The organism is Saccharicrinis aurantiacus, assembly GCF_947489045.1.
GTDB lineage: Bacteria > Bacteroidota > Bacteroidia > Bacteroidales > Marinilabiliaceae > Saccharicrinis > Saccharicrinis aurantiacus.
In genome coordinates this window covers 119245-142138 of record NZ_CANLCN010000008.1, presented here as the reverse complement: position 1 = coordinate 142138, position 22894 = coordinate 119245, and the positions used below count along the sequence as shown (strand labels likewise).

18 protein-coding genes are annotated in these 22894 nt (G+C 33.3%); 9 read left to right on the top strand and 9 right to left on the bottom strand.

Annotated features, from left to right (window positions below; all coding sequences use genetic code 11):
* The first annotated feature begins 64 nt into the window (after positions 1-64).
* Positions 65-577, top strand: a complete 513-nt coding sequence (gene tpx / locus QMO11_RS11270; RefSeq protein WP_068472414.1) for a thiol peroxidase — start codon at positions 65-67, stop codon at positions 575-577.
* Positions 578-613: 36 nt separating this feature from the next.
* On the opposite strand, the gene QMO11_RS11265 is transcribed toward tpx, so the two are convergent.
* The 3 genes from QMO11_RS11265 to QMO11_RS11255 all read right to left on the bottom strand — a co-directional run bounded on the left by QMO11_RS11265 (position 614) and on the right by QMO11_RS11255 (position 3922).
* On the bottom strand, positions 614-2011 hold the full coding sequence (locus tag QMO11_RS11265; protein ID WP_282037388.1) for a dicarboxylate/amino acid:cation symporter: 1398 nt from the start codon (positions 2009-2011) through the stop codon (positions 614-616).
* A 79-nt stretch (positions 2012-2090) separates the two neighbouring features.
* Positions 2091-3167 (bottom strand): chorismate synthase, encoded by a 1077-nt coding sequence (aroC, locus tag QMO11_RS11260; protein WP_282037387.1) that lies wholly within the window; start codon positions 3165-3167, stop codon positions 2091-2093.
* A 164-nt stretch (positions 3168-3331) separates the two neighbouring features.
* Entirely contained in the window at positions 3332-3922 is a 591-nt protein-coding gene (locus QMO11_RS11255) for an FKBP-type peptidyl-prolyl cis-trans isomerase (protein ID WP_068472418.1), read from the bottom strand.
* A 196-nt stretch (positions 3923-4118) separates the two neighbouring features.
* Here QMO11_RS11255 and QMO11_RS11250 point away from each other — a divergent pair, with 196 nt between their 5' ends.
* A complete protein-coding gene (locus QMO11_RS11250) occupies positions 4119-4925 on the top strand; it encodes an SDR family oxidoreductase (RefSeq protein ID WP_282037386.1) in 807 nt (268 codons plus the stop codon).
* A 15-nt stretch (positions 4926-4940) separates the two neighbouring features.
* On the opposite strand, the gene QMO11_RS11245 is transcribed toward QMO11_RS11250, so the two are convergent.
* Entirely contained in the window at positions 4941-5573 is a 633-nt protein-coding gene (locus tag QMO11_RS11245; RefSeq protein WP_068472422.1) for a LysE family translocator, read from the bottom strand.
* A gap of 385 nt (positions 5574-5958) precedes the next feature.
* Between QMO11_RS11245 and QMO11_RS11240 the strand changes: the two genes are divergently transcribed.
* Positions 5959-8214, top strand: a complete 2256-nt coding sequence (locus QMO11_RS11240) for an inorganic phosphate transporter (RefSeq protein ID WP_282037385.1) — start codon at positions 5959-5961, stop codon at positions 8212-8214.
* Between the two features lie 163 nt (positions 8215-8377).
* Positions 8378-9631, top strand: a complete 1254-nt coding sequence (locus QMO11_RS11235; protein ID WP_282037384.1) for a porin — start codon at positions 8378-8380, stop codon at positions 9629-9631.
* A 118-nt stretch (positions 9632-9749) separates the two neighbouring features.
* Here QMO11_RS11235 and QMO11_RS11230 read toward each other — a convergent pair whose 3' ends face one another.
* The 3 genes from QMO11_RS11230 to QMO11_RS11220 all read right to left on the bottom strand — a co-directional run bounded on the left by QMO11_RS11230 (position 9750) and on the right by QMO11_RS11220 (position 11761).
* Positions 9750-10463, bottom strand: coding sequence for a LytR/AlgR family response regulator transcription factor (locus QMO11_RS11230; protein WP_282037383.1), 714 nt, complete (start codon positions 10461-10463; stop codon positions 9750-9752).
* 138 nt (positions 10464-10601) lie between these two features.
* Positions 10602-11273 (bottom strand): TrmH family RNA methyltransferase, encoded by a 672-nt coding sequence (locus QMO11_RS11225; protein WP_282037382.1) that lies wholly within the window; start codon positions 11271-11273, stop codon positions 10602-10604.
* Positions 11274-11488: 215 nt separating this feature from the next.
* Positions 11489-11761, bottom strand: a complete 273-nt coding sequence (locus QMO11_RS11220; protein WP_068472431.1) for an HU family DNA-binding protein — start codon at positions 11759-11761, stop codon at positions 11489-11491.
* Between the two features lie 358 nt (positions 11762-12119).
* On the opposite strand from QMO11_RS11220, the gene trhO reads away from it, so the two are divergent.
* The 3 genes from trhO to QMO11_RS11205 all read left to right on the top strand — a co-directional run bounded on the left by trhO (position 12120) and on the right by QMO11_RS11205 (position 17524).
* Positions 12120-13130 carry an oxygen-dependent tRNA uridine(34) hydroxylase TrhO gene (gene trhO / locus QMO11_RS11215; RefSeq protein WP_282037381.1) on the top strand — a complete coding sequence of 337 codons (1011 nt, stop codon included), beginning with the start codon at positions 12120-12122 and terminating at the stop codon, positions 13128-13130.
* 105 nt (positions 13131-13235) lie between these two features.
* The gene (locus tag QMO11_RS11210) at positions 13236-14465 is read left to right on the top strand and encodes a metallophosphoesterase family protein (RefSeq protein ID WP_282037380.1); all 1230 of its coding nucleotides are present in this window, start codon (positions 13236-13238) and stop codon (positions 14463-14465) included.
* Positions 14462-17524, top strand: coding sequence for an SbcC/MukB-like Walker B domain-containing protein (locus QMO11_RS11205; protein ID WP_282037379.1), 3063 nt, complete (start codon positions 14462-14464; stop codon positions 17522-17524). The genes QMO11_RS11210 and QMO11_RS11205 overlap by 4 nt, the downstream gene beginning before the upstream one ends.
* A 21-nt stretch (positions 17525-17545) precedes the next feature.
* On the opposite strand, the gene QMO11_RS11200 is transcribed toward QMO11_RS11205, so the two are convergent.
* Both QMO11_RS11200 and QMO11_RS11195 read right to left on the bottom strand, forming a co-directional pair.
* Complete coding sequence (locus QMO11_RS11200; protein ID WP_282037378.1) at positions 17546-19951, bottom strand: polysaccharide biosynthesis tyrosine autokinase; 2406 nt, start codon at positions 19949-19951, stop codon at positions 17546-17548.
* A gap of 16 nt (positions 19952-19967) precedes the next feature.
* Positions 19968-20750 (bottom strand): polysaccharide biosynthesis/export family protein, encoded by a 783-nt coding sequence (locus QMO11_RS11195; protein ID WP_282037377.1) that lies wholly within the window; start codon positions 20748-20750, stop codon positions 19968-19970.
* 247 nt (positions 20751-20997) lie between these two features.
* Between QMO11_RS11195 and QMO11_RS11190 the strand changes: the two genes are divergently transcribed.
* Both QMO11_RS11190 and QMO11_RS11185 read left to right on the top strand, forming a co-directional pair.
* Positions 20998-21972 carry an oxidoreductase family protein gene (locus QMO11_RS11190; RefSeq protein ID WP_282037376.1) on the top strand — a complete coding sequence of 325 codons (975 nt, stop codon included), beginning with the start codon at positions 20998-21000 and terminating at the stop codon, positions 21970-21972.
* 18 nt (positions 21973-21990) lie between these two features.
* Positions 21991-22890 carry a 3'(2'),5'-bisphosphate nucleotidase CysQ family protein gene (locus QMO11_RS11185; protein WP_282037375.1) on the top strand — a complete coding sequence of 300 codons (900 nt, stop codon included), beginning with the start codon at positions 21991-21993 and terminating at the stop codon, positions 22888-22890.
* Positions 22891-22894: the final 4 nt, after the last annotated feature.

Genomic DNA, 22894 nt, shown 5'->3' with positions numbered 1-22894 from the left:
TTTGCAGTAGCAACAACATTTTTTGCATTGTGCTGTTTAGATAAAAACACTTAAAGATAAACAAATGAATAAGAATAATATTGACGTAACTTTTGCCGGAAACCCGGTAACTTTAGTTGGAAACGAAATAAAAGTAGGCGATGTAGCTCCAGATTTTACTGTATTAAAAGGGGACTTAACACCTGCTAAATTATCAGATTATAAAGGGAAAGTAGTTGTATTAACTGTATACCCATCTATTGATACAGGAGTTTGTGCTGCTCAAAATCGCAAATTTAATGTTGCCGCAAACGAATTAGAAGATACAGTAGTACTTTCTATTTCATGCGATTTACCATTTGCACAATCAAGATTTTGCGGTGCCGAAGGCCTAGAGAACATTATCACTCTGTCTGATCATAAAGATTTAGATTTTGGTGCTAAATATGGTTTTGTTGTAGAGGAACTACGTTTACTAGCTAGAGGTGGTGTGGTTGTAGATAAAGATGGTGTTGTAAAATACGTTGAGTATGTATCAGAGATAACTGATGAGCCTAATTTTGATAAAACTTTAGAAGTTGTAAAATCACTTTTATAAAACCTAAAGACTCGATAAAACATCAAGCTCTTTCTCCTAATTTGGAGAAGGAGCTTTTTTATTATCAACAAGCAAGCAAACTGTTGCATCCCCTGTAACATTAACCACTGTACGCATCATATCAAGAATACGGTCCACAGGTAATATTATAGCAATCCAAGCAGGATTTAGCCCTACTGACTCAAGCACAACCATAAGCATTACCAATCCAGCACTAGGTATTGCAGCTGAGCCAATACTTGCCAAAGTTGCTGTTAGCACAACCGCCATTTGCTGTCCCAAGCTTAAATCAATCATATGAATTTGGGCTAAAAATATTACTGCAACCGCCTGATACAGGCTTGTTCCATCCATATTAATAGTAGCACCAATGGGTAAAACAAAACTTGCTGTTCTTTTATCCACTTTCAAGTTATCTTCTACACACTCTAATGTGACTGGTAAGGTGGCCGCACTTGAACTTGTTGAAAATGCTAAGGCTTGCGCAGGACTAATACCAACAAAGAAATCTTTAAACTTGAATGAGCCCCTTAGTAGTTTTAACAAGCTTGGATAAAGAATAAAGGCCATAATAAATAAACCTCCTGACACGGTTAATGAATACCATGTTAAACCTTTGAATAACTCTAAAACTTTTGATGGATCATCGCCAGCAATATCATTTACAACACCTGCCATTAGTGCAAAAACAAAAAGAGGAGATGCTTTCATTACGAAGTCAATCATTTTAACAAATGCTTCTGTTACCCCCTCTACTAAACTAATTACAGGTTTCGCTTTTTCCTTATCAATGTACAATAAGGCCACACCAAAAAATATGGCAAAAAAGATGATTTGCAGCATAGATCCATTCCCAGATAAGGAATTAAATATATTAACTGGGATGATATCTACCAATGGTTGAAGAGGACCTGATTCTTCATTAAGACGATTCTTAAATTTTTCATCTAACTCTTTATCTATGGAATTTTCCACTTGCCTTTTATCAAGCAAATATGCTTTATAAACCTCATTATTCACTAAAGATTTATTCTCTATTATTTCAATTCCATTTTCATTGGCCCACCCTTCATAAGCAATTCTATTTTCTACTCTAACGTCTTCTGATAAGGTTTTTCCTGGTGAAAATACATTAACTAATATCAAACCTACTGACACTGCAGTTATTGTAGTAATTAAATAAAAACCGAGAGTCTTCACCCCCATTTTTCCTAAATCCTTGGGATTTCCAAGGCCAACAATACCACCAATTACTGAGAACAATATTAACGGAATGGCTATTAATTTTAATAATGCAATAAAAATATCTCCCCAAGGAGAAATCCAGTTATTGGTAAAAGAACTCCACCCCATGTAGCTTGACAAAACAGCCCATATAATTCCGAAAATGAGTGCAACAATAATTTTAATATATAGAGGAATACTTTTTAGCATTTAAACAAATTAGAAGATGAATAATTATAATGAAAAAAGCCTACTATAAAGTAGGCTTTGCAAAAGTATAATAAATTAATTATTGATACATCTTATTGAGATAAATCATATCAACCATTACCATAGCTGCCATAGCTTCAACTATTGGCACAGCACGTGGCAATACACACGGATCATGTCTTCCCTTAACCGTAGACACAATCTCCTCTCCTTGTTTATTCACAGTATTTTGTTCTTTTAAGATTGTTGCAATTGGCTTAAAAGCAACATTCATATAGATATCTTCACCATTGGTAATTCCACCTTGAACTCCTCCTGAACGGTTTGTTTTAGTTCTTACCTCGTCACCATCCATAATAAACTCATCATTATGCTGTGACCCTTTCATTTCAGCAGCCTTGAAACCCATCCCGTAATCAAAACCCTTTACAGCATTAATTCCTAGCATAACTTTACCCATTTCTGCATGAAATTTATCAAAAACAGGTTCTCCAAGTCCAACTGGTGAATTCTTAATTACACAACTAATTACTCCACCAACAGAATCCTTATCTTGTCGTACTTTATCAATATACTCAATCATTTGCTCTGCAACCTCCGCATCAGGGCATCGCACAATATTATCCTCAGTTTTAGATAAATCAAGTTCTGTATATGGTTTCTCAAGTTTTAATGTACCTACCTGAGATGTATATGCTGATATTTCAACATCATAACTTTTTAGAACCAATTTAGCTATTGCACCAGCAACAACTCGTGCAATGGTTTCACGTGCAGAAGATCTACCTCCACCACGGTGGTCTCTTATTCCATATTTCTGCTGGTAAGTATAATCTGCATGAGAAGGACGGTATACATCTTTTATATTTCCATAATCCTTAGAGCGTTGATCCGCATTCCAGATAACAAAACCTATTGGAGTTCCGGTTGCTTTGCCATCTAATATACCGGAAAGAATTTCTACTTTATCTTTTTCATCCCTAGGTGTAGTAATCGCACTCTGCCCTGGTCTGCGTCGATTTAATTCTGCTTGAATAAAATCAAGATCAATATCGATTCCAGGCTTCACACCTTCTATAACACCACCTACAGCTTTTCCATGAGACTCACCAAAAGAAGTGAGTTTAAAAAATTGTCCAAATGAATTTCCGGCCATCAGTTATTTCTTTTAATAATTTGTATCAGTATAACTACTGTATATGATTAATGTCACAAAAATAGAAAAGAATTTGGGATTACCCCTAAGTAAGAGACATTAGCTTACTATAAACAAAAAAAGAGTGCATAAGCACCCTTTTTTTATATCATTTTATGTATGAATTATGAACATCCACAACCGCCTGAACCTGAACCATCAGATCCACAAGATGCTGTATCACAACCACCACCGGCAGTATCTCCACAACCACATCCTGAACCACAACCGCCACCACCGACAGCAGCAACTAATTCACTCTCTGTAGCTTCACGAACTTCTAATACAGATCCTGAGAAAAATAAATCATCTCCAGCTAAAGGATGATTAAAATCCATTTTTACAGTTTCGTCAGTAATCTCTAATACGATACCATTTAAACGATTTCCCTGAGCATCTTGCATAGGAACAACATTTCCAACTTTAATTAAGTCTTCGTCAATTGCTCCTTCTACCTCAAATATATTCTTTGGAATATCAACTTTTGCTTCTTCATTAATTTCTCCGTAACCAGCAGCACTAGGAATCTCAAAATTATATTCAGAACCAGCAGTTAAACCCTCTAATTTCTCTTCAAACATAGGAAGCATTTTTCCTGTTCCGAAAACAAATTCTAAAGCATTTTCTGGAGTTGTTTCTTCTACTAACTCTCCATCTGCAGCGTTTGTACGTAGAGCGTATGTAAGCTTTACGAAACTATTTCTTGTAATTTCCATATCTTATTTTATTTATTTTCAATAATCATTAAGTTTACAAAGTAAGGTAGATTTTTACTGATTACAAAACAACCAATGTAAAAAAGACTTAAAAATCCGTTTTTATTCCATAATTTTTTATAGGATTTAAAACTTCATTTTCTACTTTTGCGTTAAGCATATGTTTAACTTTAAAAATAGCGTCACCAAAGAATTCATGAAGAACAAAGTTGTTATAATTACTGGAGCCTCTTCAGGTATAGGCCTAGCTCTCGCTAAAGAGTTTGCTAAACAAGGTGCTAAGGTTGCTCTAGCAGCTCGATCGTCGCAGAAATTGGCTACTATTTCCGAAGAATTAACTTCAATTGGATGTGATAATATTGTTGTAACTACTGATGTAAGTATAGAGAATGATTGCAAACACCTAATCGACGCTACTGTATCTGCCTTTGGTAAAATTGACATACTGATAAATAATGCTGGTATTTCAATGCGAGCACTTTTTAAAGATGTAGAGATAGATGTATTAAAGCAATTGATGGATGTAAATTTTTGGGGAACGGCTTACTGCTGTAAATATGCTCTACCATATTTATTAGAATCAAAAGGATCTATTACAGGCATATCTTCAATTGCTGGCTATATTGGCTTACCTGGAAGAACTGGATACTCTGCAAGTAAGTTTGCCATGCATGGTTTATTAGAAACAATTAGAGTAGAAAATCTTAAAACGGGATTACATGTATTAATTGCAGCTCCAGGCTTTACTGCTTCAAATATCAGAAAAACCGCATTAACTAATAATGGAAGTCAACAGGGATCCACTCCTCGTAAAGAGAGTAAAATGATGAGTGCCGAAGAAGTTGCTATTTCAATTATTAAAGCTATCAAGAAAAGGAAGGAAACTATTGTACTAACCTTTCTAGAAGGAAAACTTACCGTATTTCTGAAAAAATGTATGCCAAGACTATTGGATAGATTGTCGTTCAAACATATGTCTAAAGAAGAAAACTCTCCGTTCTAATATAGAAAATAAACTCTAAGCTTTATTCATCATAAAAACAGAAAATGCAACAATTACCAATACAACAATTGCGGCTCCTGCAATTTTATTTAACCACCAAAGTCTTCTTAAGTTAATTTTTGAACGAAAAAGATTAATAACCGACGTCAGCATAAACCACCATATAGTAGCTCCTAAAAACACCCCGCCAATTAACATTACATGTTCTGGCAATCCACCATCTTCTTTCACCACTTCAAAAAATGCAAACCATGCCAAAAATAGGCCTATGGCTAGCGGATTTGATATTGTTAGAAAAAAAGTGGAAATAAAGTCCTGAAATAAAGAACTCTTCACTTTTTTCTGTTTTCGTAATTCCACGGCCGGATTACTCATAAAAATGCTAATGCCTAAGCCTATCAAAACAAGAGCTCCAAATATCTGTATGAATAACTCATACTTTGTAACAAAACCTAATATATAAGAAATACTAAAACTTGCTATAATTGCATATATAGTATCGCTAACTACGGCACCTAAGCCTGAAATAAATCCAGATAATTTTCCCTTATTAAGAGTACGCTGAATACAAAGAACACCTATTGGTCCGAGTGAAACTGAAGCTAAAAATCCAACTATAATTCCGTCTGATAAAAAATTTAACGACATTGATTTGTGCTAATAATTTAAGCCGAACTAATACACGTCAGCTTTATTAAATATTCGGTTTTGTTAAAACAAAGGTACGTTAAAACTTAAATTTTGGTGCAAGATATCGTTAAACTTTAATTTGAATTAATCCACAAAGCTTAATATCCCCTTAAAGCACTTAGATCAGATAATGTGTTAACTTGTACATTATCAAATCATCTAATGATACAAGTATAATCAAAAAATCTCACCATATATTTTTGTAATCTTGAACAGAATATCATAGATTGCCAATTGAATATTAACATTGAATTAACATTTAAATAATATATAAAAAACATAACTAGTTGCGCTTTACAATATGTTTGCAACGCAAAATTAAAACAATATTAACTTAATTTTAATGGACAATATTTATTTAATTATGGTAGTGGTGCTCTTCGCACTCGCCATTTCTGATTTGGTTGTAGGTGTTAGTAATGACGCTGTAAACTTCTTGAATTCTGCTATAGGATCTAAAGCAGCTTCATTTAAAGTAATTATGATTGTTGCAGCTGTAGGTATACTGGTAGGTGCAACTACTTCGAGTGGAATGATGGAAGTAGCCCGAAAAGGAATTTTTAACCCAAACCTATTCGCTTTTAGTGATATCATGTATATCTTTTTAGCGGTTATGCTTACCGATGTTTTACTTCTTGATCTCTTCAACACCTTTGGTATGCCAACGTCAACCACTGTATCGATAGTTTTTGAACTATTAGGTGCAGCTATTGCATTGGCTATTATTAAAGTTTCAAATGATCCGAGTACATCACTAAGCGAATATATAAACACAGCAAAAGCCCTTGCTATTATTAGTGGAATATTATTATCTGTAATTGTAGCCTTCAGTGTTGGAGCTATTGTTCAGTACATTACCCGTTTAATATTCTCATTTAATTATCAAAACCGACTTAAGTATATTGGTGCTGTATGGGGAGGTGTTGCAATTACTGCAATTACATACTTTATACTTATTAAAGGAGCAAAAGGCGCTTCTTTCATGACTTCTGACACAAAGGAATGGATTAACAATAATGCTTTAATTATCATTGGTGTTTCTTTTGTAGCTTGGACCGTATTGTTACAAATATTCAGAGCTTTATTTAAATTAGATATATTAAAGTTTACTGTATTGGTAGGAACATTTGCACTTGCAATGGCCTTTGCTGGTAACGACTTGGTTAACTTCATTGGGGTTCCGTTAGCTGGTTTAGAATCATACGGCTTCTATAAAGCTGCAGGCAATGTAGACCCAACAACTTTTAAAATGTCTGCCCTAGCCGGAAAAGTAGCAACTGATACCTATTTATTGGTAATTGCAGGTATTATAATGGTGATTACACTTTGGACCTCTAAAAAAGCTAAAGCAGTTGTTAAAACTTCGTTAGATCTTAGCCGTCAACAAGAAGGTGATGAAAGATTTGGCTCATCGTTTTTTGCTCGTTCAATTGTTCGATCATCAATTAATGCATCAAATTCTATCAACACAATTATCCCAAAACCAATAAGTAACTTTATTGCGAAGCAATTTGACTCAACAAAATACGAAGAACAGCGTATTGCATTAGGGAAAGATGCACCTGCTTTTGATATGATCAGGGCAACAGTAAACCTTGTTGTTGCAAGTATATTAATTGCAATGGCAACTTCTTACAAACTACCATTATCAACAACATACGTTACATTTATGGTAGCTATGGGTACATCTTTAACAGATGGTGCATGGGGACGTGAAAGTGCTGTATATAGAGTTACTGGGGTATTATCTGTAATTGGAGGTTGGTTCTTTACTGCTTTCTCGGCATTTACTGTGGCATTCATTATTGCTAACATTATAAATCTTGGTGGTGTTTTTGCAATCTTTGCGCTTATTGTTGTAGCTGGATACATTATGTACCGAACACATCTAATTTCAAAAAAGAGCACAGCAAAAACTACTGAAGTATCAGAATTTGAAATTGAAGAAATAGATGGACCTATTGAAGCGGATAAAATACTTGATACATGTAAGACTACCGTTACAACATCTCTAAATAAAATCCTTAATATCTATGTTAAAACATTTAAGGATTTTGAAAATGAGGATAGAAAAGAACTTAGAGAAAAGAAGAAAAAAGTTAATAACTCGAACAAAAAAATAAAGAAAGTAAAAGATAATATTTACCAAACAGTTAAAAAACTGCAGGATAATGAAATCGATTCTAGTCTTTATTATGTACAGGTAATTGATTATTTAAGAGAAACGGCACATGCCATTACATTTATTGTAACACCTCTTTATAATCACATCGATAACAATCATTCAGTATTTTCTGAAGAGCAGTTTAAAGACCTTAACGAGTTAACTGAAAGCATTAAGGATCTTCTAAAAAGAGCAATCAACATAATCAATAACGATGATTATGAGGATTTAAATGACTTTACTGAAGCAATTCAGCTCAAAATTGAAGACTTAAGAGAAATGCGTAAGAAACAGTTAAAACGCATCAGAAAAGAAAAGTCAGGAACAAAAAATAGTATGTTATATCTTAACATATTGCACGAAACTCAGAATATGATTTTACACGTGAACAACCTTGTAAAATCACAACGTGATCTTGTAAATTATAAAAAATAATTCCAAGTAGATGTGGATATTCTTGGGAGGGTATATCCACATCTATTTTAACACATTTCAGAGTAACCAATTGTACTAACCGGTACAAGTCCTATTAATTAATTAGGTCAATTAATCGAAATTACACATCAGGAAAATTCCTAAAATGAAAAAACAATTATTTGTGACAATACTTGTCACGCTAGTATCCGTATTTGCTTTCGGTCAAGAAGGCATTGAACTCAACAAAAAATCAGAGTACGCCCTACCCGAAACAAAAGATGTTAACCTTAACGATATGATTGTTCCTAAAGAATGGAATGAACGTATTAAGATCTCAGGTTACATGCAATTAAGAAACAATGATTTCTACCAATCAAATGTGGACCTAACATGTCCTCAATGTGACAGAACGTATGGTGGCAACACCGGTTTCTCGTTACGTCGAATGCGCTTAAAAGTAACTGGTAGAATACATGAAAGAGTTTATTTTTACCTTCAATCAGATTTTGCTTCTGATGGTAAAAACCTAGGTCAATTGCGTGATGCTTACGCAGATATCTACCTTACTAAGGATGAAACATGGAGAATTAGAGCCGGACAAAGTAAAATCCCTTATGGATTTGAAAACCTACAATCATCACAATACCGTTTAGGTCTTGATAGAAATGACCCTTTAAATAGTGCGGTTAAAGATGAGCGTGATATGGGTGCCTTTGTTTATTGGACGTCTACAAAGAATAGAGCAATCTTCCCAGCCCTAAAAAAGATGGGTTTAAAAGGATCAGGAGACTATGGTAACCTAGGTTTTGGTATGTATAATGGTCAAAGAGCTAACACATACTCAGGAAACGGTAGTTACCACTATGTGGCTCGCTTCACATGGCCTTTCCAACTTAATAATGGACAATTTATGGAAGCTGGTATTCAAGGGTACACAGGTAAATATACTGTTACCGATGTAAGTGATTCTGATATTAAAGTAAAAGGCACTGATATTAATGCCCTAAACCATGAGTTTAATGATCAGCGAGCTGCAGTAACTTTTATTGTTTACCCACAACCTTTTGGGTTTCAATCTGAATTCAACATTGGTCAAGGTCCTGAGTTTGATCCTGAAACAAATACAATTGACACACAAGATTTAATTGGTGGATATGCTCAATTAATGTATCAATTTAAAGGTAAAAGAAAACACAATTGGTGGTTAATGCCATTTTGTAGAGCTCAATATTATGATGGCGGTAAAAAGTTTGAGACAGATGCTAGAAGCTATACTGTTAAAGAATTAGAGCTTGGTATTGAGTGGTCTCCATTCCCTGCCCTTGAATTAAATACAACCTACACATTCTCAGATAGACGCTACGAAGATTCTTCAACAATTGGAAACCATCAAGATGGTCAACTATTAAGAGTACAGTTACAAATAAATTATTAAGAAATACCCTATAACTAGAAAGGCAATCCAATTTGGATTGCCTTTTTTATTTCCTTATTTCACAATATGTTATAAAAAGTAAAAAGCCGATTCATTTAATTGAATCGGCTTTTTAAATCTATTTTGTTATTAAATTAATGTCATTCATTAATTGTTCTTTATACGACTTACCAATTGGGATTACTTTTGAACCCATTTCAGTCTTTATAACAACTGAATTATCTTCTATTACTCGAATCTTACCTATATTAACAATAAAAGAACGATGCACCCTTACAAACTTATCTGAAGGCATTTTTTCAGAAATAGCTTTCATTGTAAAGTGAATAGTAAACTTATCCTTAAATGTATTTACTACTACATAATTCTCTAGAGCTTCTATCCATAAAATATCTTCATATTTCACGCGAACTAGAGATGAGTTATTTTTTATGAATATTTCAGAGTTACTTTTTGAAATATCATCTTTCTTTTCGGTATTCTCTTTAGCCTTACTTACCGCTTTAATAAAACGCGGATAGCTTACTGGTTTTAATAAGTAATCGGTTACATTATATTCATAAGACTCTAATGCGTACTTTTCTTTAGAAGAATAAATAATTACCTGAGGTAATACATTTAAAGTCTTTAATAAATCGATACCTGTCATATCAGGCATCTCAATATCTAAAAACAATAAGTCAATTCCGTCCGAATTTTTTCCATTCAAATAATTAATTCCGTCAACAGCATTGTCATAAGTTCCCACTAAGTTAAGGTCTCCAGATTTCTCTATAAATTCAGCTATAACCTTAGTTGAAAACTTATCATCATCGATAATAATACAGTTCATATAGCAATTTTTTTTCTTTAAAGCATATATTAGACTTATGTCTAAAGGGCCTTAAGTTGGTTAATTTTTACGCCAGATAATTTACAACATTAATCATCAATTATCTAACGAATATCGTTTTTTTTTACATATTTATCACTAAATATCTCTTCTCTTGTATTCTTCAACAATGGCTTCTGATCGTTTAATTGAAGATTTCAGCCAATCAAACTTTATTGATTCTCGCTCAGCCTCTGATAGTTGCCAATTTACATCATTAGCTCTAATTTGATGCGATAGGTGTTGCAACATTAAAGCTGCACATACTGAAATATTAAAACTCTCAGTAAACCCATACATTGGTATCTTTACGAATTCATCAGCTTCTTGTTTCACAATATCTGAAATTCCTGTTAATTCTGTACCAAAAACAAATGCTGCCTTACCTTTTGTAACATCAAAATCATAAAGCTCAACATCGTTTGTATGTGGTGTTGTTGCAACAATTCTGTACCCATCTGCCTTTAACTTCTCAATAGCGGACAAGGTATTGTTTTCATGCTCATTATATTTATGCATAGTCACCCATTTTGATGAGCCTAAAGCAACATCTCTACTAACCGTATATTCGTTTGTATTTTCAATAATATGAACATCTTGTATACCAAAACAATCACACGATCTTAACACAGCACTAGCATTATGGGCTTGATATATATCCTCTAAAACAACGCTGATATATTTTGTTCTTTCATTTAAAACTCTATCAAAAAGTTCTTTTCTATTATCTGTAATATATTGCGATAAGAACTCATTTATATTTTCATCCATAAATTGTAACAATACGCATTAAAATAAAATTTGCGCTAATTTATCATTTCTTCATGAGGAAACCGCAATTATTATAGGGCATCTAACAAAATTTAATAATTAATTCTTATAAATTCGATTTGCCCCCTAATAAAATAGGGCCATCCCTTACAATTTTGAAAAAAAAAAGAGAGTACTAATAGTACTCTCTTTTGTATTTCTTTCTTAACAGAAAACTAGTTAACAGCGTCACTTAGTTCGCTACCAGCTTTAAATTTAACCACTTTTTTAGCAGCAATTTGAATTTCTTTACCCGTTTGAGGGTTTCTTCCTGTTCTAGCACTTCTCTCAGAAACTGAGAAAGATCCAAAACCGATAAGTGAAATTCTATCTCCACCTTTAAGTGCATCGCTAGTTACGTTAATAAATGAGTCTAAAGCTTTTTTTGCATCAGCTTTAGTTAAACCTGAATTCTCTGCGATAGCGTCAATCAATTGAGCTTTGTTCATGATAACTTATAAATTAATAGGGTTAACAACTAGATTCACTAAAATTTGCATTACAAATATAGAGTAATTATAGTCTCATCCAAATCTAACGGCATAAAAAATGCCTATTTTAAAGGGATACAGTAGTTTTTTAACATTTCACCCCTATAAACACTAGCTTCTAATTCGTTGATATTCTAACACATAAGAAACAAGAAGTAATTATCTATTTTTTAACAATTAAAATTACTTTTTCATACTTTTTTAGACTACTAACACTGATTTACTTCAGTTGTAGTATCTAATCTATGAATTTCCACCCTATTCATACTTTTATATCCTTTTATCTTTATATTTGCAATCTTTTAAAGATATTACAATGCATTATAATAAACTCAACAAAGAACAACTCATTCATAAAATTGAGACTGAAACTTTTAATAGAATAACAATTTCTTTTTACAAATATGTAAGTATAGATAATCCCGAAAATTTGAGAGATGAACTATTCATTAAATGGAACGAACTTTTATGTTTAGGACGAATTTATATAGCAGAAGAAGGTATTAATGCTCAAATGAGTATACCCGAATATAATATAGATACATTTAAAAATTTACTTAACTCCTATAAGGAATTCAAAGATATTCCTTTTAAAATTGGAGTTGAGCAGAGTCAATCTTCATTTTATAAGTTGCAAATTAAAGTACGCAAACAAATTGTTGCAGATAACCTAGATAAAGGCGAATATGATGTTACAAATGTTGGAAAGCACTTGAATGCCAAGGAGTGGAATGATGCAATGGATAAAGGTGCTACAATTGTAGATATGAGGAACTTCTACGAAAGTGAAATTGGCCATTTTAAAAATGCTATTTTACCAGATGCCGAAACCTTTAGTGAGGAATTACCTATGGTACTCAATCAATTAAAAGGCAAAGAGGACGAAAAGGTATTGCTGTATTGTACTGGAGGAGTGCGCTGCGAAAAAACAAGTGCCTATTTAAGAAACTTTGGTTTTAAAGATGTAAATCAATTACACGGAGGGATAATTGACTATGCAAAACAAATAAAAGAGCAGAATTTACCTAATAAGTTTATTGGAAAAAACTTTGTTTTTGATAACCGATTAGCAGAAAAAATTACAGATGATGTAATTAGTAAATGCCATCAATGCGGCGATGCATGTAATACTCATATTAATTGTAGTAATGTTAGGTGTAATATATTACTAATTCAATGCCCCAAATGTGCTAAAAAATATTCCGATGCTTGTTCCGAGAAGTGCATGGAGTATGTATTAGCGGATGCTCAAAAAAAGGCAGAATTGGACAAACTACATAATTATAGACCTATTAAAAGATACTTTAAGTCTACTTCTAAAATATAGAAGTAAAAACCAACCTATCCTTTTTCTTTTCCATATACACAAATATGATAATGGTGTTTCTTTGAATTTATTCTATTTTTGAATTTGAAACTTCGAAATTCAAAAATGAAAATTCTACATACTGCCGATTGGCATATTGGCAAAAAATTAGAGAACTTCTCACGATTAGCAGAACAAAAAGATGTTTTATCAGAAATTTGCGCTATTGCTGACGAAGAGGATGTTAATGCAATAATTATTGCCGGTGATTTATTCGATAACTTTAACCCGGCTTCAGAGGCTACAGAGTTGTTTTTTAAAACGCTCAAAAACTTATCTAATAATGGTAACAGACCCGTAATTGCAATATCTGGCAACCATGATTCTCCGGAGCGTATCGAATCACCCGATTCTTTAGCACGTGAGTGTGGTATTGTTTTTATGGGATTCCCGCATTCTAAACCAAATACTTTTTCGTTAGAGAGCGGTCTATCTCTTATAAAAACTGAGCCTGGATTTCTGGAATTTAAAATACCCAATTGTATTGAGCCCTTAAGAGTTATTGCAACTCCATATGCCAATGAGCATAGAATTAAAACCTATTTGAACCAAGAATCTAAAGAGCAAGAGTTACGTGATTTTCTATCAGAACATTGGAATAGTTTATACAATGCACATTGTGATTCAAAGGGGGTTAACATTTTAGCTACCCATCTATTTGTTATCCCGCAAGGTTCTGAAGTAAAAGAAGAAGCCGAAGACGAAAAACCAATTGTGCATGTTGGAGGTGCGCAAGCTATTTACACAAAAAATTTCCCTCCGGAAATTCAATATGTTGCTTTAGGTCATTTGCATAGAAATCATAATATAGGAACAGACAAACAAGCTATAGTATATTCAGGCAGTCCTCTATCCTATTCGTTTGCAGAGGCAAATCAGCAAAAATACGTTTCAATAATAAATGTAAAAGCAGGAGAGCAAGCCAAAGTAAACCATATACCCTTGAAAAAAGGGAAAAGATTACTCCGCTTAAAGGCCGAAAATATTACCGATGCGGTTGATCAATTGAGTGCAAATCAGGATTCATTAATTGAGCTAACGATAAAAAGTGATACTTATTTAACGGCTGCAGACAGAAAGTTACTAAATGAGAGTCATCCGAACATCATTACTTTAATACCAATGGTAAATATTACCAATAGCGACAATGATTTAGAACAAAAAACTATTAATCCTACATTAGAGAGAGTTCAGTTATTTAAAGATTACTTTGAGCATGTGCATGGAAACAAACCTAATGATGAAATAATAGACCTATTTAACGAAGTTATCTCCAATAATAGCAGCAATATATGATTCCAATAAAACTAAGCATTGAAGGTTTGTATTCTTACCAATCCAAACAAACCATAAACTTCGAAACTCTCACATCAGATAAGTTATTCGGTATTTTTGGAAGTGTTGGAAGTGGTAAATCATCCATATTAGAGGCTATTACATTCTGTTTATATGGTAAAACTGATCGTTTGTTACAATCTGGCGATAATCGTAACTACAATATGATGAACCTTAAATCGAATCAAATGTATATTGAATTTGATTTTTGGGCTGGAGATAATAATACTAAGTTCAGGTCGGTTGTAAGTGCTAAAAGAAATTCAAAAAGGCATGAAGATGTAAAGAAAATTGATCGTATAATTTACCAACATATTAATGGTGAGTTTACACCTATATCAAGTGAAGAACTTGAGAAAATACTTGGATTAAGCTACGATAACTTTAAGCGTACCATAATAATCCCGCAAGGGAAATTTCAGGATTTCCTACAACTTGGTGATACGGAGCGAACCAGAATGATGAAGGATTTATTTAACCTTGAAAAGTTTGAGCTAGCTCCTAAATTAAGAGGGATAGAATCGGATAACCTCAGCAAACTTCAAATTACAGAGGGGCAATTAAAGCAACTTGAAGAAGTTAACGAAGAAAGAGTAAACCTTAAACATGAAAAACTAGATAAGGCAAACAAAGAATTATTAGCTATTAATAAGAGTTTTACCAAGGCTGAAGTTGATTTAAAGGAGTTTGATAAACTAAATGAACTGTTCAGAAAACTTAATGCGAGTACAGAAAAACTCAATGAACTTGAAAAACGTAAAAGTTTTTTTGATGAACTAAAAATAAGACTTCAGAATATAGAATATTGTAATACGCATTTTAAAAACAACATTAATTCTGCCATTGTACATAAAAACAGAATTGACAGTTTAAATTCGAGTATTGATAAGGATACTCACCTACAAGCTAACCTTATCAAAAAAGAAACAATTGCCAGTGAATCATTAAAACTAAGCAAAGAAAAACATGAGAAAATTGATACTCTCAAAAAAGAAACTGAGCAATTTCTCAAGCTAATTGAAATACAAAAATACAAGTCGCAAATAACATCAAATAAGGAACGACTAAGTAATGGAAAAAAAGCTGTTGAAGGTACAACAGAGCTTTTGAGTAAAGTTAACCTTGATATTGAGCACACCGAGAGAGAACTTGATTTACTTAAAAAGCAATTGCCAAATTTAAATGAATTGAGTAATGCTGCCGAATGGCATGCAAAAAACAATCAGATTAAAACGGAAATACTTGATCTAAAAAAAGAAGATGATGCGATTAATATAGAGCTTAAATCTGCTACAACAAAAGCTCAAGAAGCAATTGATAATCTAAAACTTGACATTCCATTAGAAAACTGGCAAAAAGATATTGAAGCACTTAAAAATGTAAGATTAGTAAAGTTAAACTCACTTAGAGACGAGTTTAACAATATGCAAGTTCAACAAAAACTCATCTCCTATTCAGAACATCTTCATGAAGGGGATAATTGCCCATTGTGTGGCTCAATAGAGCATCCTAACCCAATCAAAGAAGGGAATATTCGCGAAGAATTAGAAGCCCTTAAGTTATCGTTAGAATCAGAAGAACAATATATAGCAGCCTTGGATGATTTTATTAAATTGATGCTCTCTATCCAATCCGAAAAAACTATTCTGCAAAAGCAATTAGAACGCACTAACGAAAAGAAATGTAATATTGAGAATAAGTTAAAGGAACATGCTACCCTAGTTTATAAAAGCTACCAAAACATAAAACAACTCAATGATGCTCAAGATAAACTTGAACAAGACGAAAAACTAATTAAAGCAAAGGATAGCTTATTAAAGGAATATCACAACAAAAGAATACAGCTTACAAATAATAAAGAAAAGTATGTTAATGCACTACATAAAATAGAAACTGAACTTGAAAAGTATTCTCAATCGGCATCACTTTTAGAGCAACAAATTGATGAGCAATTCCTTAATCAACATAAAGCTTTTGATTCAGCATCCTTACAGCAGAAGTATGACTTAATGACGGAGGAAATTGTCAATATTGAAAACCAATATAAACGTGACTTAACTAATTTAGAGCAAATAAAACTAGAACTTGAAAAAGTAAGTGCTGTTTTAAGTACTAATAAAAAGTCGCTTAATAAAGAGGAAATACTGCTTACTGATATTAATAATGCGCTACAGGTGGCTGTAACAAACTCTCCCTTTAAATCAATTAGCGATGTAAAAGCAATTCTTGCTGATAAATTAGATATTACTTCTTCCAAAGAAGAACTCAATCAATATATCAGAAACTCTGAGATACTTAAAAATGAGCTCGACCTTTATAAAACCGAGATAGGTAATAAGGAATATAATAAAGAGAAGCACAAATTGGTAAAAAATGAGTTTGATAATATTAAACAAAAGCAAAATGAATTATTTAGTTTAAAAGGAACGCTTGAAAACCAGTTTTCGGAGTTAAAGAAATCCTTGGCCCAAAAAGAAGCTCTGCAAAAAGAGAACAGTCAATTAAAACAACGTAATGAAAACATCAACACACTTAAAAAACTATTCAAAAGTAGTGGTTTTGTAAACTACGTATCTTCAGTATATCTTCAAAATATTTGTGCCGCAGCTAACGATCGTTTCTATAAAATGACACGTCATAATTTGAGCCTTGAGCTGAACTCAGAGAATAACTTTGAGGTAAGAGACCACCTTAATGGTGGTAAAGTAAGAAATGTAAAAACTCTATCTGGAGGACAAACTTTTCAGGCTGCATTGGCATTGGCCTTAGCTTTATCTGATAACATTCAGTCTAAAAATCAATCTAAACAAAATTTCTTTTTCTTAGATGAAGGATTTGGTTCCTTAGATAAAGCTGCTTTAGATATGGTATTTAATACGCTTAAAGGTTTGCGTAAGGAAAACCGTATTGTTGGTGTTATCTCACATGTAGAGGAGCTAAAACAAGAGATTTCAAACCATTTACGCATCACCCAAAATCAAGAAGATGGCAGTTATATAAATTGTAGTTGGGAAGAGTAATTGGGTAGTCCTAAAGTAGGGCTATTCTTCAGTGTAATAGCCCTGACTATAATTATACCCATATCCATAACCGCTACCATATCCATTGGTAACTCTGTTTCTCATTTTCTTAATATCCAAATCGTTTAACAATACCCCAATATTATTAATCCCTTCATGGGTAGCATGTTGCAATGTATGTGCAAAAATATCTTTAATTGAATGATTGTGACGCGCCATAAATACAAGAGTATCTGATTTTCGAGCCAACAAATAAGGGTCAGAAACAATTCCCATGGGAGGAGAATCTAATATAATTATATCAAATCGCTCTCTTAATTCTTTCAGCAATTGATCTGTGCGTGGTGAACTAATTAGCTCCGATGGATTTGGTGGATTTACCCCAGAGGATATGATGGTGAGATTATCAATTCCATGATTATTCTCTAATAATATATCGTCCAAGTTAACTTTGTTAATCAAGTATTCTGAAGTACCATCAACGCCTGTTAGGTCTAACATTCGTGACAAACCAGGTTTACGCATATCAAATCCAACAAGTACTGTTTTCTTTCCCGACAGGGCAAACACAGACGCTAAGTTTAAAGAACAGAAGGTTTTTCCCTCACCTGGTATAGAAGAAGAAATCGTGATAACAGGTGACTTCACATCTCCAATTAGATACTCAAGCCGTGTTCTCACTCTCCTAAACGATTCCGTTACTGAAGATTGTGGGCGACTACTCACTATATTATACTCCGGTCTTGAACTATGCAATACTTGTCCTATAACCGGGTAAGAAGTCATTTTTTCAACATCCTCAATGCTAGATATTTTTTTATCTAATAACTGACGGATTACTAAAAACAACAATGGTAATAATAAACCTATAATAAAGGCTTTTTTGTAGTTACCCTGAATATTTGGAGAAACCATACCTCCATTTCGTGCAGCTTCTAATACTTGATGATCTGGAGTGTTTGAAGCCTTCTGTATTTGGGCTTCCGAATGCTTTCGTAGAAGAAAAGTATATACTTCGTTACTTAATTCAAATTTACGTTGAATACCCATCAACTTACGTTCTGTATCTGGCAAACCATACAAGTTTGCTTCTACTTTCGACTTCTCATTCTTTAATCTTAAAACCTGTGTTTCTAGTATCTCATTCTGACTTTGTATAGACTGAATCAAAGTATTTTTAGCCAATTCAAACTGGCTGTCCATAGTGTATGCATATGGGTTCTGCGTATCTCCCAATGGTTTTTTAATAGCTAACCTTTCTGAATTGATTGTCATCAGATTTTGAATCTGAGTAGATATCAATTGATTATCAATTTTATAAATAGCCGGTGCAATAATACTATTGTCGATAGTGTCGTTTAAGAGATATTGATTTAAGTATAAATAGTATTCTTTAGTGATCTGAATTTCTTCCAACTGAAGTTCAAACTCTTGCATTCGGGTAAATAAGAAATCGGCCTTTGAACCAATGTCCTGAATCTTATTCTTAGTTCTAAAATTACTTAACTCCGTACCCGTTTCACTTAAGGAGTCTTTTATAGTGAGCAATTGACTCTCAATAAAATGAATTGTATTGGTTGCTATTTGATTTTTCTTTTCCAGATTATTCTGAATAAATACCTGAGTTAAAGTGTTCAAAAACTTAATATTCTTTGCTTTATTTTCACCAGTAATCCCTAAATGAACAATACTTGAGGTTTCACTCTTTTTATACGCTCTTAACTTACCTACATATTTACCTGCTAACGCATTAGGATGATTAAATAAAAAATATTGTTCTGAACCTGTGCTGAAACTACAGCCATTACACATCACCCTAAACTTGTAATTATCGGTTTCAATCCAATCTCCAAATTTATAAGTGGTTGTAGTCGTGTTACTGACAGCACTTCCTCGTGAAGCACGAGAATAATAATTATAAACGCCTCCACCGTTATCTGTGAATTTTAGCAGAAACTCTTTTTTATTAAGTTGTTCAATATAAAACTTTGTATTTATTAACTGATCATGAAGCGTATCAAACTCAATCCTCCAGTTCGACGCAGGATACACCTCAGTGGTTTTCACATTCCCTTGTGCGAAATATGAAACATTAAAATCTAAATTATTAATGGCTTCATAAACCATATCCCATGAGGTTAATAAAGCAATTTGATTATCTACACTCCTCATTTCAGGGGTAAGTCCAAATCCTTCCATCATATTGGTTTGCGGCATATCTGTGCCACGCTCCTCCATTAATATTTTAATTTGTGCACTATATACTTCCGGAACATACCGATGTAGCATGTAAACTGAACCTATTGCTAAGGGTATGGTAATTAAAAACAACCACCAATATTGAAGAAAATCGAACAGTAATTTCTTATAATCCAAATTAATATTCATTCCGCTATCAGGTACTTGCTTCGTTGGTGTTTGGCTCATTCTTTCGGCAGTAAAATTATTTCGAGTAAGATGCAATTGTCATTATAGTAAGGGTTAAGGCTAATAATGATGTAAGAATTCCTAAACTTACAGATTCTCCAATTCCCCACATCTTCGCTTTCATTGGACGAATATATATTATATCATTGGGGTAAACGTAATAATATTCAGAATCTATTATTCTTTCATCTGTAATATCAACAGAAAAGCTCAATGTTTTACCATCAGGTTGAGGTCGAATGATTCTGATATCACGCTTTTTACCATAAACGGTTAAATCACTTCCCATCCCAATGGCTTCAAAAATTGTGATTTGATCACGGTTCATTTTCTTCTGACCAGGGCTTTTTACTTCACCTAACAAGGTGAAATAATTACTCCCTAACCTAACAATTAGGTTTCCATCGCTCAGAAACGGCTTCAACTTATCTTTTATAATTTCCTTAGCTTCAAAAATATTAGCCCCTTTTAGATTGATTAAACCTACATATGGAAAGTCTATATTCATATCATCATCAACCATATACAAAAACATCGTATTACCTTGATTTTGATTAATATTATTTCCTTGCTGAGCATTAAAAAACTCCGACAATTTAGGATCAGGTGTTGTTACATGTATAAATAAATAATCATTAGGTTGTAATACATATTTACCTGTTATTTCTGTTGCAGGCGTAAATTCCATTTCTGCCTCTTTTTCCTGAAGATATAAGGTTTCTTTACGTGGTATACAAGAAGCCAACAAACTAATAACAACTAGGGTTACAAGTATAGATGGTTTAAATTTATAAGTCATATTTTTATAATAAACTGATCTTCGTTTTTAATGATGTTGGCAAAAATAATCTTTTTAAATAATTTATTGCCCTGAATCACATATTTAATGAGCTAACTACTTATATTAGTAGGAGTCAGTCTTCTTTAAATTACTTAATTAAACGATGAAGATTATTTTCAGCAATAAATTAAATAGAAGTCGGCAAACTAACTCTATAATCACTTAAAACTATTTTATATTTGCAAGCTGATAAATTGAACAAGCTATGCAAAACCACTTTAAAAATATAACACTTAAGGCAACCCAATCTTCAGATTTGTATGAGATAGAAATGATACAAAGCCTATGGAGCGGGTACGGGAGAATTATTCGATTAGGACTTAAAAATGGAATAAAAAAAAGTGTTGTAGCTAAACACGTTAAGATGCCAAATCAGAAAAATCATCCGCGAGGTTGGAATACAGATTTTTCTCATTTACGCAAAGTAAAGTCATACGAAGTAGAAACCAATTGGTATCAACAATGGGCTAAATTATGCGACAATAATTGTAAAATACCACATTGCTTTGTAATTGAATCAGAAAATGGAGAGGTTTTTATGGTACTCGAAGATTTAGATGATGCAGGTTACGATCTTCGCAAAGATTCTGTTGATTGGAGCGACATAGAAGCGTGCTTAAAATGGTTGGCAAACTTCCATGCTACTTATCTGCAGGAAAAACCTACAGGTTTGTGGGATATAGGTACGTATTGGCATTTAGATACTCGCCCGGATGAGCTTAAAATAATGGATGACAAAATACTTCAAAAAGCAGCACCTGCAGTAGATGAAATATTAAATAACTGCAAATACCTTACCTTTGTACACGGTGATGCTAAGCTTGCTAACTTCTGCTTTTCAAGCTCTGAAAATAAAGTAGCAGCTGTAGATTTTCAATATGTTGGTGGTGGATGTGGAATGAAAGATGTAGCTTATTTTATAGGTAGTTGCTTGTACGAGGAGGATTGCGAAAAGCTTGAAGACAAAATACTCAATTTTTATTTTAAAGAACTTGAATCTGCAAGTGCTGTAAAAAAGAAATACCTCAATTTTAAGGAACTGGAAAAAGAATGGCGCGAGATGTATCCTGTTGCCTGGACTGACTTTCACCGGTTTTTAAAAGGCTGGAGCCCTAGCCACTGGAAAATAAATAGTTATAGCGAAAAAATGGCACGCCAAGTAATTAGAAAATTAAGCTAAACCAAAAAACATAGAGACATGCTATTATCCAACGAAGCTTTAAAAGAATTATGTAATCAGGGAATTGATGCTGCTATTAAGGCAGGGTCCCTAATCGAATTTTACGCTAACAAAAGCATAATAGTTAATTATAAGGATAATAACGGAGGAACAAGCGACGCTTCAAAAGTAGTAACTGAGGTTGATATAAAAAGTCAAAATACGATACTTAAAACTCTTGAAAAAGGAATAGAAAAGTTTGATTTAGCCTTACTTACCGAGGAATTGGTAGATGATAAAAGCCGCTTTGAAAAAGATTACTTCTGGTGTATTGATCCGCTTGATGGTACTTTACCTTTCACCGAAGGAGTTGAAGGTTATTCGGTTTGTATAGCTCTTGTGAATAAAAACGACGAGCCAGTTATTGGCATAGTTTACGACCCAAAGAATGATACTCTTTACCATGCCATTAAAGGGTGTGGTGCATTTGTAAATCATAAACCCCTCTCCTTTCAGCACGATTCAACTGAAGCTTTCTATTTAATAACAGACCGAAGTTTTGTAAAGCATCGCCATTATAAAGAAGTTGAGTTACATATAAAATATGAAGCCCTAAAAAATGGGGCCCAAGAATTTAACGTAATTAAAGACATGGGTGCTGCCATGAATGCAATTAATGTAATAGTCAAGCGGAATGCTTGCTACTTCAAGTTTCCGAAAGATGAGCAAGGTGGTGGTAGTATTTGGGATTTCGCTGCTACGGCATGCATCCTAAATGAATTAAAAATCGAAGTAAGTGATTTTAACGGAGCACCTCTCCCATTAAATAAATCAAATACAACTTTTATGAATGATTGCGGTGTTATCTTTTCTCCGAATAAAGAGATTACAGCTTGGATACATTCAGCGCATAAAAAAGTGCAGAGTACGAATTGGTAGAGGT

Bases quoted from the DNA above. Each gene is read 5' to 3' on its own strand.
- tpx (WP_068472414.1), top strand. From the start codon at position 65: ATGAATAAGAATAATATTGACGTAACTTTTGCCGGAAACCCGGTAACT.
- QMO11_RS11265 (WP_282037388.1), bottom strand. From the start codon at position 2,011: ATGCTAAAAAGTATTCCTCTATATATTAAAATTATTGTTGCACTCATT.
- aroC (WP_282037387.1), bottom strand. From the start codon at position 3,167: ATGGCCGGAAATTCATTTGGACAATTTTTTAAACTCACTTCTTTTGGT.
- QMO11_RS11255 (WP_068472418.1), bottom strand. From the start codon at position 3,922: ATGGAAATTACAAGAAATAGTTTCGTAAAGCTTACATACGCTCTACGT.
- QMO11_RS11250 (WP_282037386.1), top strand. From the start codon at position 4,119: ATGAAGAACAAAGTTGTTATAATTACTGGAGCCTCTTCAGGTATAGGC.
- QMO11_RS11245 (WP_068472422.1), bottom strand. From the start codon at position 5,573: ATGTCGTTAAATTTTTTATCAGACGGAATTATAGTTGGATTTTTAGCT.
- QMO11_RS11240 (WP_282037385.1), top strand. From the start codon at position 5,959: ATGGACAATATTTATTTAATTATGGTAGTGGTGCTCTTCGCACTCGCC.
- QMO11_RS11230 (WP_282037383.1), bottom strand. From the start codon at position 10,463: ATGAACTGTATTATTATCGATGATGATAAGTTTTCAACTAAGGTTATA.
- QMO11_RS11225 (WP_282037382.1), bottom strand. From the start codon at position 11,273: ATGGATGAAAATATAAATGAGTTCTTATCGCAATATATTACAGATAAT.
- QMO11_RS11220 (WP_068472431.1), bottom strand. From the start codon at position 11,761: ATGAACAAAGCTCAATTGATTGACGCTATCGCAGAGAATTCAGGTTTA.
- trhO (WP_282037381.1), top strand. From the start codon at position 12,120: ATGCATTATAATAAACTCAACAAAGAACAACTCATTCATAAAATTGAG.
- QMO11_RS11210 (WP_282037380.1), top strand. From the start codon at position 13,236: ATGAAAATTCTACATACTGCCGATTGGCATATTGGCAAAAAATTAGAG.
- QMO11_RS11205 (WP_282037379.1), top strand. From the start codon at position 14,462: ATGATTCCAATAAAACTAAGCATTGAAGGTTTGTATTCTTACCAATCC.
- QMO11_RS11200 (WP_282037378.1), bottom strand. From the start codon at position 19,951: ATGAGCCAAACACCAACGAAGCAAGTACCTGATAGCGGAATGAATATT.
- QMO11_RS11195 (WP_282037377.1), bottom strand. From the start codon at position 20,750: ATGACTTATAAATTTAAACCATCTATACTTGTAACCCTAGTTGTTATT.
- QMO11_RS11190 (WP_282037376.1), top strand. From the start codon at position 20,998: ATGCAAAACCACTTTAAAAATATAACACTTAAGGCAACCCAATCTTCA.
- QMO11_RS11185 (WP_282037375.1), top strand. From the start codon at position 21,991: ATGCTATTATCCAACGAAGCTTTAAAAGAATTATGTAATCAGGGAATT.